This window comes from Streptomyces sp. PA03-6a, from assembly GCF_033792765.1.
GTDB lineage: Bacteria > Actinomycetota > Actinomycetes > Streptomycetales > Streptomycetaceae > Actinacidiphila.
Genome location: NZ_JARAVK010000024.1, coordinates 46326 through 57456, shown reverse-complemented (window position 1 = coordinate 57456; position 11131 = coordinate 46326). Strand labels below are relative to the sequence as shown.

The window sequence follows — 11131 nt, the reverse complement described above, 5'->3', positions numbered from 1 at the left end:
TCCACGAACCGCGCGAAGCCCGCACTGACCGCGCCGGATGGGGGTCCCCCCGGCCGAAGGCTGGGGGAGGGCGGGAGGGCGGGGGATGCCCGCCGCAGGCGCAACGCACCCGCACACAACCACCGGGCCGCAACCACAACCCACCGGCACATTCTTAGCGGAGGCGCCCCAGTGCGTCCCGCACGCGCCGGACGTCGCGCAGACGGCGCTCGTACGTCGCCCCGACCCCGAGCAGGAGGACGCCCGCCAGGGCGAGCGGCACCCAGCGGGGGACCGCGCCGAGGGCCTGGGCGATGTAGGGGGCGAGTTCGTGCAGCGCGTCGAGCGCGAGCACGCCCGCCCCCAGCAGGAGCGGCGCCGCCAACCGGTGGCGGGCACCGAGGAGCATCACGGCGAGCGAGGCCGCGCCCAGGGTCAGGGGGCGGACCCAGCCGGGGTCGCCCCAGGCGGCGGCGAGGCTGGGCAGGAGGGTCGCGCAGAGCCCGGGGGCGTAGGCGGCCCAGGACGAGGACGCGGGGTCGCGGCGCCGCCGCAGGGCACCGACGGCCAGGGCGGCGACCGTGACGGGGAGGGTGTACGCCTCCGGGACGTGGACGTCGGACGCCGCGAGGCGTACCCAACTCGCCGCGATCATCAGGCAGGTCGCGACGTAGCCGAGCCACCGCCGGTCGGCCCGCAGCGCCGCGACGGCCGCGGCGAGGACGCCCGTGAGGGCGAGGGCCAGGGCGAGGAGTGCGGGGTCGTCGGCGACGAGGCCGACCGCGAGGAGGGCCGCGGCGTGGCCGGGGTGCTCGAAGGGGCGTCCGGGGGCGCGGAGGGCGGCAGCCTGGGCGGCCGTGGCGATCGCGAGGAGGGTGAACGCGGCCGCGTGGGCGGGCAGTCCGGTCCAGGCGAGGCCCGCCGCGCAGGCGACCACGGCGGCGCCGCTCACCACGCGGGTGCGCGGGGCCACGGCGTACAGCGCGCCGAAGCAGGCCAGCAGCACGGCGAGCACGGTGAGCGTCGCCGTGCGCTCCGGGTGGGCCCACGCGACGGCCGTCACGGCGAGCCCGCACGCGCTCACCAGGGCGGTCCACGTGAGCGCCCGGGCAGACAGCGCGAGCAGGGCGGCCACGACGACGAGCCGTACGGGCAGCGGACCGGGCACGCACACGGCGACCGCGGCCGCCACCAGGGCGCCGGAGGCGGCGAGCGGGGCGTACGGGGTGGCGCGGTGCAGCCGCGCCGCCGTGGCCAGTTCCGCCGCGAGCAGCCCGGCCACAGCGACCGCGCCGTACGGGCCCTCCCACGCGTCGGGCGTGACCACGCCCACGACCAGCGAGGGCAGCGCCCACAGCAGGGCCAGGGCGTGCACCGCGGCGGCGCCGGCCGCGAGACCGCCGGCCACCGGGCGGAGGCGGGCCGGGACGGCGAGGGCCGCCGCGCCGAGCACGACCGCGGCGCACGCCAGGTAGCCCGGCACGATCCAGCCGCCGGGCACGCCCGGCCGGACGATCCCGCCGGCCGCGCCCACGACCGCGAGCGCCGCGACCCCGGACAGGATCCCCGACACGGTGGCGGGCACCGCGGGCCGCAGCGCGCCGGTGAGCGCCACCGCGGCGGCGCCCAGCAGCAGCACGCCCGCGCGCAGTGCCGCTCCGCCGTCGTCGGCCGAGACGGAGAGCCCGCCCGCGGTGAGCAGCGCGCCCAGACCGACGGCCGTCCCGGCGACGGCGGCGGTGATCCGCGTCCCGCGCCCGCCGGTGAGGAGGGCGACCGCCGCGTCCAGCGCGGCCGTGACGAGCAGGGCGGCCGCGAGCCAGTACGCCGACTCCGCGGCCGACGCCCACAGCACCAGGGGGAGTTGACCGGTCACCACGGCGAAGGGCACCGGCAGCACGAGCCGCCCGAGGGCCTTCCCGTACCCGGCCCAGAGCGCGGCGACGACGGCCAGGGACACCGCCGCGAAGCGCAGCCCGTCGGCGCCGGGGAACGCCACGCGGTGCAGCGCGTACGCGTCGAGCAGCAGCAGGACGAGGCCGAGGCAGGCGACGACCTCGGCCGTGGCGGCCAGCGTGCGGCGCAGCAGCAGTACGGGGACGCCCGTCGCCGCGAGGGTCAGCGCGCCCAGGACGGCGGCACGCCCGCCGATGCCGAGGTGGCCCCAGCTGATGACGGTGAACGCGATCGCGGCGACCGCCAGCAGCACACCGCCCAGGGCGAGCAGCAGGTTCTGCACCGCGCGGGGCGAGGTCTCGCGGCGCGGCGGGGCACCCCACGGCGTGCCCCACGGCGCCGGCGGGTACGGCGGCCGCAGTTGCGCCAGCAACTGCCCGCGGCGCGCGATGAGGCGGCCGCGTTCGGCGTCCAGCCGCAGGAGGGCGCGGTCGGTCTCGCGCAGTTCCTCTGCTACCGGCCCGACCAGGGGCAGCGCGCAGCGCGGGCACGCGGGCGGCGCCGTCGCGGGCAGGTAGGTGCCGCACGCGGGACAGCGGTCGTGCGGCGGGGGCATCGTCTCCATGGCTCGGAGTGTGGCGCGGCCCACGTGAGCGGGCATGCGCGCTGGTACTCAGATCCGCGCTGAGTACGCACACTGGCTCCATGGACTGGAGCCGTTACCGCTTCCGCAGCCTGTGGCGGATCGCCGCCCCGCCCGAGGCCGTGTACGGCCTCCTGGAGCGCCCGCACGAGTACCCGGTGTGGTGGCCCCAGGTCCGCGAGGTGCGGCAGACCGGCGAGACCGCCGGCACCCTGCGCTTCCGCTCGGTCCTGCCGTACGACCTGTTCGTCACCGCGCACCAGACCCGCCGCGACCCGCGCGCGGGGGTCCTGGAGGTGGCGATGTACGGGGACCTGGAGGGGTGGGTGCGCTGGACGGTCGGCGCGGACGGGGCGGGCGGCGGCACCCGGCTGCTCTTCGAGGAGGACGTGATCGTCAACAAGCCGCTGATGCGGCGGCTGGCCGTCCCGTGCCGGCCGCTGTTCCGGGCGAACCACGCCCTGATGATGCGGCAGGGGCGACGGGGCCTGTCCGCCCGGCTGCGCGCGGAGGGGGCACCGGGCCGGGAAGCCGTTTGAACGCAGCCGCCCGCGCCCTGTATTGTTCAGGTCGTCCCGGGCGATTAGCTCAGCGGGAGAGCACTTCGTTCACACCGAAGGGGTCACTGGTTCGATCCCAGTATCGCCCACCGTCGCGAAGGGCCGGTCCATCACGGACCGGCCCTTTGTCGTGTGCCTAGGCCGCCGGCTCCTCGGGGGTCCGCGCGGGCGTCGGCCGCAGCGGCCAGGCCGGGTCGACCCGGTCGTTCGTGCCGCTGCGGGTAAACCACGCCTGCAGCCCGCGGGCCTGGCCGGCGTGCCAGAGGGCCTGGCGGGCGTGGAGTTCGGCGGGCGGCACCCCGCCGATCCGGGTGGAGAAGCGGTGGCCCAGCACCCGTACGAGCGCGAGCGCGGCGAGGGCGTCCGCCGCGGCGTCGTGGGCGTCGGTCAGCACCACGCCGTAGTGCGCGCACAGGTCGGTGAGGGTGCGGCGGCCCTTGCGGTAGCGGTCGAGGTGCTTGTCCAGGACCCGGGGGTCGAGGACGCGCAGCGGGCCGCGGACCAGGTAGGCGTCGAGCGCCATGCCACGGTGGCGCTTCAACTCCCGGTCGAGCAGCGTCAGGTCGAAGGGTGCGTTCATCACCACGAGCGGCACGCCGGCCGCGGCCTGGTCGGCCAGCGCGCGTGCCAGTTCCTCCATCACCGGGCCGGGACGGCGTCCGTTCGCCCGGAGGTAGTCGTCGTCCAGCCCGTGCACCGCGCGGGCCCCTTCGGGCACCGGGACCCCCGGGTCCACCAGCCAGCGGGTCGTCCTGGCCGGTATGCCGGGGGCGTCCTCGACCACCAACGCGGCCGAGACGACCCGGTCGTGTTCCACGTCGACCCCCGTGGTCTCCGTGTCGAAGGCGGCCAGCGGGCCGTCGTACCAGTGCGGCATGGCGCACCTCCCGTGCGGATCGCAGGATGCGGGCGGCCGGCGGCCGCCCTTACGGTACGTACCCGTGACCGCACGTCACCGAACCGCAACGGTTTGCGACTTGTCGCTGGTGGGGATGAAGAGGGCAACGGGGATCACTAAGATTCCCGCGCCCGGAAAGGCACGGAGAGCGATGGCGCTCGAGCAGCCCGGCCCGGGTGGGCTGCTGTCCGAACCGAACGCACCGCTGCGCGGCGGACTCGCCACCACCAGCTGCATGGAAACCCTCCAAGTGGGTTATCTGCATGCGGTGGCGGCGGCCGCCGGTTGTTCGCTCGCCCAGCCCTTCCCGGACAACGGCATCGACTGGCACATAAGCCACAGTTCGCACGGCCACGGTGTGGACGACGAGGTCACGATCAAGGTGCAGCTCAAGTGCACCTACCAGGTCGCCCCGCGGCCTCCCGGTCCGACCTTCGGCTTCACCCTGGAGAACGAGCACCTGGTGAAGCTGGCCCGGACCCCGGTCTCGGTGCACAAGATCCTCGTGGTGATGCTCGTGCCGCGCACCCAGGAGGAATGGCTGCGCGCCGGCCACGACCGGCTGGAGCTGCGGCACTGCTGCTACTGGACGAACCTCGCCGGTCACGCCGCGACCGGCAAGCGCAAGACGACCGTGCGGATACCCACCGCGCGGATCTTCGACGACCGGGCCCTGTGCGAGATCATGACGCGGGTCGGGGCGGGAGGGAGGCCCTGATGAGCCGGACGGCAGACGACGCACTCGTCCCGCCCGACCCCGAGCGGGTCGACCCCGGCGTCCTCGTCGCGCTGCTCGCCCGCCACGGCTGGCGGCGGCGTGGCGGTGCCCCGGGCCGCTACACGCGCTGGACGCCCCCGGGCGAGCCGGAGTCCGCCGCACGGACCAGCCTCCTGGTGCCCGAGCGGCGTACCGCAGGCGCCCGCTACGCCGACCACGCCGAGCTGCTGGGCGAGGCCCTCGACGCCCTCGCCCGCTGCGGCGAGCCGTCGGCGCGCGAGGTGCTGACCGCGCTCGCCGTCCCCGGCGACGAGATCCACTGGCACCGCGAGCTGCCGCCGGCCGCCGGCGCGGCCGTGCCGTGGACGGCGGGGGAGCATCTGCGCGCGGCCGCCCGCGCCATGCTCATGTCCGCCGCCCGCGCCGAGCGGGACCGCTTCGGCTACTTCGGCGCGCGCCACACCGGGCACGCCAACGCCTTCCTTGAGCAGGTGCTGGTCGGTGCCGCGCCGGGGCACCAGCTCACCGCGTACGCGCCGGTCCCCGAGGGCCGCCGCACCGTGACCACGCTGCTGCGCGCGCTGCAGGCGGCCCGGGACGCCGTGGACTACCAGCGGACCACCGGCGGCATGGAGGCCTTCGACGCGGCGGTGGGCCTCGGCGTCTGCCACGAACTGGCCGACTCCCTGATCCGGATGGTGCGCGGCACCGAGGGCGTGGTGGTCACCCTCGCCTGGGCCCCGGCGGCCGGGCCGCCCGTGGGGTTCGCCAGGGTGCCGGAGCCGGTCGAGTTCTCCCCCGGCGACCTCCCCGCGCTGGAGGCCGCCAGTGAGCGTTACGTGCGCGAGGAACCCTCGGTCGACGTACGCGTCACCGGCACCGTCACCCGGCTGCGCCGGCCGCGCCCCTCCGGGGGCGGCAGCATCCGGCTGCGCGTCCTGGCCGGCGCGGACGTCCGCCACGTACGCATCCGCCTGTCCGAGGAGGGGTACCGCATCGCGGCCCAGGCGCACCTGGTCGGGCTGCCGGTCCGGCTCTCCGGGCGGCTGGAGCGGCGTACCGGCTTCCGCCACCTCACCCACCCGTCGGCGCTGACCCCCGTCCACGTCGACGAGGCCGACCGCGACCGGCTGATGAAGGCCCTGCACGGCGGCGTCGACACCTTCGAGGACTCCTTCGGCGGCTGACCGGGGGGCGCACCGGGCGACGGCCCCCGACGCCGGGGGCCATCGCTTCGCGGGGCACCCGCCCGGCTCGGTAGGATTCACCGGTGCAGCTTTCCGCTGCCGGACCCAGTGGGACATACGTCAGGAGAGACCGGTGTCAGACGTCCGTGTGATCATCAAGCGCGATTCCGATGAGCAGGAAGAGCGGCTGGTCACGACGGGCACGACGGCCGCCGAGCTCTTCGACGGCGACCGCACCGTCGTCGCCGCGCGGGTCGGGGGCCAGCTGAAGGACCTCGCCTACGAGGTCGCCGACGGCGACGAGGTCGAGCCCGTCGGGATCGCCAGCGAGGACGGCCTCAACATCCTGCGCCACTCCACCGCGCACGTGATGGCCCAGGCAGTGCAGGAGCTCTTCCCGGAGGCCAAGCTCGGCATCGGCCCGCCGATCAAGGACGGCTTCTACTACGACTTCGACGTCGAGAAGCCCTTCCACCCCGACGACCTCAAGCGCATCGAGAAGAAGATGCAGGAGATCGTCAAGCGCGGCCAGCGCTTCTCCCGCCGTGCCGTCGGCGACGACGCCGCCCGCGAGGAACTCGCCGACGAGCCCTACAAGCTGGAGCTGATCGGCCTCAAGGGCTCCGCGGCCGAGGCCGCCGAGGGCGCCTCCGCGGAGGTCGGCGCCGGCGAGCTGACCATCTACGACAACCTGGACGCCAAGACCGGCGAGCTGTGCTGGAAGGACCTCTGCCGCGGTCCGCACCTGCCCAGCACCAGGTTCGTCCCGGCGTTCAAGCTGATGCGCTCGGCCGCCGCCTACTGGCGCGGCAGCGAGAAGAACAAGCAGCTGCAGCGCATCTACGGCACCGCCTGGCCGTCCAAGGACGAGCTCAAGGAGTACCTGGACTTCCTCGTCGAGGCCGAGAAGCGCGACCACCGCAAGCTCGGTTCCGAGCTCGACCTGTTCTCCATCCCGGAGCAGATCGGCTCGGGCCTGGCGGTCTTCCACCCCAAGGGCGGCATCGTCCGCCGGGTCATGGAGGACTACTCGCGCCGCCGGCACGAGGAGGAGGGGTACGAGTTCGTCTACACCCCGCACGCCACCAAGGGGAAGCTCTTCGAGACCTCGGGCCACCTGGACTGGTACGCCGACGGCATGTACCCGCCCATGCAGCTCGACGAGGGCGTGGACTACTACCTCAAGCCCATGAACTGCCCGATGCACAACCTGATCTTCGACGCGCGCGGCCGCTCGTACCGTGAACTGCCGCTGCGCCTTTTCGAGTTCGGCACCGTGTACCGGTACGAGAAGTCGGGTGTCGTGCACGGCCTCACCCGTGCCCGCGGCTTCACCCAGGACGACGCGCACATCTACTGCACCAAGGAGCAGATGGCGGACGAGCTGGACAAGACGCTCACCTTCGTCCTCAACCTGCTGCGCGACTACGGCCTGACCGACTTCTACCTGGAGCTGTCGACCAAGGACCCGGAGAAGTTCGTCGGCTCCGACGAGATCTGGGAGGAGGCCACCGAGACGCTGCGGCAGGTGGCCGAGAAGCAGGGCCTCCCGCTCGTCCCGGACCCGGGCGGCGCCGCGTTCTACGGTCCGAAGATCTCCGTCCAGGCCAAGGACGCCATCGGCCGCACCTGGCAGATGTCGACCGTGCAGCTCGACTTCAACCTGCCCGAGCGCTTCGACCTGGAGTACACGGCGGCCGACGGCACCAAGCAGCGCCCGGTCATGATCCACCGCGCGCTCTTCGGTTCCATCGAGCGCTTCTTCGCGGTGCTGCTCGAGCACTACGCGGGCGCCTTCCCGGCGTGGCTGGCCCCCGTCCAGGCGGTCGGCATCCCGATCGGCGACGCGCACGTGTCCTACCTGCAGGAGTTCGCCGCCGAGGCGAAGCGGAAGGGCCTGCGCGTCGAGGTGGACGCCTCCGCCGACCGGATGCAGAAGAAGATCCGCAACGCGCAGCGCAGCAAGGTGCCGTTCATGGTCATCGTCGGCGACGAGGACATGGCGGCGGGCTCGGTCTCCTTCCGCTACCGGGACGGCTCGCAGAAGAACGGCATCCCGCGTGACGAGGCGATCGCCGAGATCGCCAAGGCCGTCGAGGACCGCGTCCAGGTCTGAGCCGCCGGCACGATGCACGGCGACGGGCCCCCGGAGGTCAGCCCTCCGGGGGCCCGCCCGCGTCCGGCCGCTCGTCGGCACGGCGGAAGCTCTGGGTGAGCCAGGCCGAGAACGACCCGACGACCGCGCCGATCAGGACGACGCCCAGGAACATCACCCCCACCGCGATCACCCGTCCGCGCACCGTCACCGGCACGAGGTCGCCGTACCCGGTCGTGGTGATCGTGGAGCACAGCCACCACACCGACTGGCCGTAGGTGCGGATCTGCGCGCCGGGCGCGTCGTGCTCGTCCGCGTACACCTGCAGGCTCGCCGCGAAGCCGAGGAGCAGCGCGCTGAGCCCCGCGTACCCCATCACCCGGGCCTCCAGGGAGAACCGCGGCTGCTTGTGGAGGTCCTGGACCCTCCCGTAGATCTGCAGCAGACGCAGCGGGCGCAGCAGCGGCAGGACGACCACGACCAGGTCGAGCCAGCGTCGGCGGACGTAACTCCAGCGGTGCGGCGCGACGGCCACCCGGACCAGGTAGTCCAGCACGAAGAGTCCCCAGGTCACGATGGTGATCGTCAGCAGCAGGTCGGACCATTCGGGCGGCAGGTCCGGGACGAGCACGCGCACCGCGTACGTGACGAGGAACACCAGGGACGCGATGGACAGCGGCACACTGCCCCGACGCTCCCACTCCCGCAGCCGCCGCTCGTCATCCATGGGCATGGGGCCAGCATCGTGCCCCGCATGCGGGAGCGCCCCCGGCGACACGCAGGGCCGGGACGACGCCATATGCTGCAAGGCATGACGAGTGAGCCGGAACTGCAGAACGGAGTCGGGACGCAGGACGCGTTCCAGCGCCTGTGGACGCCGCACCGCATGGCGTACATCCAGGGCGAGAACAAGCCGACCGGCCCAGGTGCCGGCGACGGCTGCCCCTTCTGTGCGATTCCGGAGATGAGCGACGAGGACGGGCTCGTCATCGCGCGCGGCGACGCCGTCTACGCGGTCCTCAACCTCTACCCGTACAACGGCGGCCACCTGATGGTGGTGCCCTACCGTCACGTCGCGGACTACACCGACCTCGACGGGCCGGAGACCATCGAGCTCGCCGAGTTCACCAAGCGCGCCATGGTCGCGCTGCGCTCGGCCTCGGGCGCGCACGGCTTCAACATCGGCATGAACCAGGGCACCGTGGCGGGCGCCGGGATCGCCGCGCACCTGCACCAGCACGTGGTGCCGCGCTGGGGCGGCGACACCAACTTCATGCCGGTGGTCGGTCACACCAAGGTGCTGCCGCAGCTCCTCGCCGACACCCGCAAGATGCTCGCCGACGCCTGGCCGGCCGGCTGACCCGGTCCGTCCCGCCGACCGGGCCGGGGCCGCGCGCGAGCCGTCCGGCCCGGGGCCCGTCACCCGGGGCCCGTCAGTAGACGTCGGCCTCGCTGGGCGAGGCGTCCTGCACCATGTTGCTCAATATGCCCGAGCGGTTGTTGAACTTCGAGACGTCCACCCCGTTCTCCTCCATGACGGTGATGGCCGCGGAGTGCACCGCCCGCAGCACGGGGGTGGCGGCGCGCAGCGCGTCGTCGGCCATGAAACGGTGGTTCCAGGGCTGTGAGGCCCAGCTGTGCCGCAGACCGAAGGGCTCGGGCAGGACGATCTTGCCGCCGAGGTGGTCGAGCACCTGGGGGAAACGGGTCAGGGGGGCGCGGGCGGCCAGCCGCACCACCTCGTCGCTCGTCACGAGCGGCAGCTGCACCTTCTTCGTCTCCCAGAACTTGACCGGGTGGGCTATCTCCTTCTCCTTGGCCTCCGGTGCCGTCGTGAAGAGGGAGTGCACCGGTCCGAGCGCGTGCCCGGTCACCTCGATCCGCAGGGTGCTCGCCAGCACGGTCACGGTGACCATCATGGTGATCACCAGCTGACCGTCCCAGACCACGAACTGCAGACCCAGGTAGTGCCGGTTGCCCTTGTCGAACTGCTGCTCGTTGCAGATCCGCTGGATCTCGAAGTCGCGGACGGTGTAGCCGTCGACGTCGGAGCCGGTGGGCCGGGTGATCTTCTTGGCGCCCTCGCCGACGTGGGAGACGACCCAGTGCTGTATCAGCGGCTTGGGGAAACCACCGGTGTGCAGCGGGCCTCGCTGCAGGCCGCGCAACTTGCCGTGGATCACCTTGATCACGTCCCAGCTGCGGAAGGGGTGGATCTCGCTCAGCCCTTCGCGGGGCGTCAGTTCCTCGGCCATGTGCCAGGCGCCCCACCGGGCGCCCATGCCGAGCACGCCCTTGGAGCCTTGGTAGAAGACCACGTTGCTCTGCTGCTCGGCGGAGAGCTTGGCCAGGCTCTGGCGCAGCTTCTCGGCCCGGGTCTGGTTGGGGTTGCGCGGCACGGCCTCGGGGATCTTCGCGCCGACGCCGCTGCCCGAGACCAGCCCCGCCCAGCGTTCGCGCAGGTCCTTGGCGGTCTGCTCGCAGAGCCGCTTCGCCCAGAACCAGCCGAGGACCGGGGCCACCATCATCACCCTCAGGTACTGCGACCAGAAGCCGGTGAGCGGCGGGTTGACGACGAAGAGGACCGCGAAGAAGCCGACCACGAGCAGCACCACCGAGCCGAGCAGCCCTGCCCGGGAGCCCTCGGACCTCCGTACGAGGGCGCGGAGTTGGAAGGCGCCCAGCCAGACCAGCATCCCGGGCAGGAAGAGCAGGCCGAACACGGCCATCACGGCCGTCAGCTTGTTGTCGCGCTCCTGGCGGATCCGGTTGGCGGCCAGGCAGTGCTCGACGACGGTCTGCGGCTCCGCGCCGAAGGACTGCACCAGCTCGTTGCGGGAGGCGCCCAGCATCCGGTTCTGCACGGCGCGGGCGAAGGCCTCGCCCAGGTTCGCCTGCAGCAGCTTGACCTTCGCCTCCTTGACCGACGACTTGCCCGCGTCGGCCGTGGAGAGGGCATCCATGGGACTGTCACGGTACGCGGCCGACGCGAGGGCCTGGGTGGCACCCGTCTGCCCGTCGACACCGCTCAGCGGTATCTGCGCGCCCGGGCTCAGGAAGTCGAAACCGTCGGTCACTGCCGCCCCCTTCTGGTCCCCGCCCGCGCGGACGTGAACCCGCACGGCCCTTTCCCCGGTCGCGGCACCGGCACACCT

Annotated in this window: 9 protein-coding genes and 1 tRNA gene; 6 read left to right on the top strand and 4 right to left on the bottom strand. The window is 73.3% G+C overall.

Annotation, left to right across the window (positions count from 1 at the left end):
- Positions 1 to 154: 154 nt before the first annotated feature.
- A complete protein-coding gene (locus PV350_RS08955; RefSeq protein WP_500333314.1) occupies positions 155 to 2500 on the bottom strand; it encodes an SCO7613 C-terminal domain-containing membrane protein in 2346 nt (781 codons plus the stop codon).
- Positions 2501 to 2580: 80 nt separating this feature from the next.
- On the opposite strand from PV350_RS08955, the gene PV350_RS08950 reads away from it, so the two are divergent.
- Positions 2581 to 3057, top strand: a complete 477-nt coding sequence (locus tag PV350_RS08950) for an SRPBCC family protein (RefSeq protein ID WP_499510818.1) — start codon at positions 2581 to 2583, stop codon at positions 3055 to 3057.
- A 38-nt stretch (positions 3058 to 3095) separates the two neighbouring features.
- Positions 3096 to 3167, top strand: a tRNA-Val gene (locus PV350_RS08945).
- A gap of 47 nt (positions 3168 to 3214) precedes the next feature.
- Here the strand turns inward: PV350_RS08945 and PV350_RS08940 are convergent.
- Positions 3215 to 3955, bottom strand: a complete 741-nt coding sequence (locus PV350_RS08940) for an exonuclease domain-containing protein (RefSeq protein WP_500333313.1) — start codon at positions 3953 to 3955, stop codon at positions 3215 to 3217.
- 172 nt (positions 3956 to 4127) lie between these two features.
- Here PV350_RS08940 and PV350_RS08935 point away from each other — a divergent pair, with 172 nt between their 5' ends.
- The 3 genes from PV350_RS08935 to thrS all read left to right on the top strand — a co-directional run bounded on the left by PV350_RS08935 (position 4128) and on the right by thrS (position 7997).
- A complete protein-coding gene (locus tag PV350_RS08935; protein ID WP_499510816.1) occupies positions 4128 to 4694 on the top strand; it encodes a DUF4365 domain-containing protein in 567 nt (188 codons plus the stop codon).
- Entirely contained in the window at positions 4694 to 5881 is a 1188-nt protein-coding gene (locus tag PV350_RS08930; RefSeq protein ID WP_500333312.1) for a hypothetical protein, read from the top strand. Before PV350_RS08935 ends, PV350_RS08930 begins: the two co-directional genes overlap by 1 nt.
- A 133-nt stretch (positions 5882 to 6014) precedes the next feature.
- Positions 6015 to 7997: a threonine--tRNA ligase gene (thrS, locus tag PV350_RS08925; RefSeq protein ID WP_499510814.1), complete on the top strand. Its 1983-nt coding sequence runs from the start codon at positions 6015 to 6017 to the stop codon at positions 7995 to 7997.
- Between the two features lie 37 nt (positions 7998 to 8034).
- On the opposite strand, the gene PV350_RS08920 is transcribed toward thrS, so the two are convergent.
- Complete coding sequence (locus tag PV350_RS08920; RefSeq protein ID WP_500333311.1) at positions 8035 to 8709, bottom strand: potassium channel family protein; 675 nt, start codon at positions 8707 to 8709, stop codon at positions 8035 to 8037.
- 66 nt (positions 8710 to 8775) lie between these two features.
- On the opposite strand from PV350_RS08920, the gene PV350_RS08915 reads away from it, so the two are divergent.
- The gene (locus PV350_RS08915; protein ID WP_499510812.1) at positions 8776 to 9336 is read left to right on the top strand and encodes an HIT family protein; all 561 of its coding nucleotides are present in this window, start codon (positions 8776 to 8778) and stop codon (positions 9334 to 9336) included.
- A 73-nt stretch (positions 9337 to 9409) separates the two neighbouring features.
- Here the strand turns inward: PV350_RS08915 and PV350_RS08910 are convergent, their stop codons facing one another.
- Complete coding sequence (locus tag PV350_RS08910; RefSeq protein WP_499510811.1) at positions 9410 to 11053, bottom strand: AbeC-like domain-containing protein; 1644 nt, start codon at positions 11051 to 11053, stop codon at positions 9410 to 9412.
- Positions 11054 to 11131 lie beyond the last annotated feature (78 nt).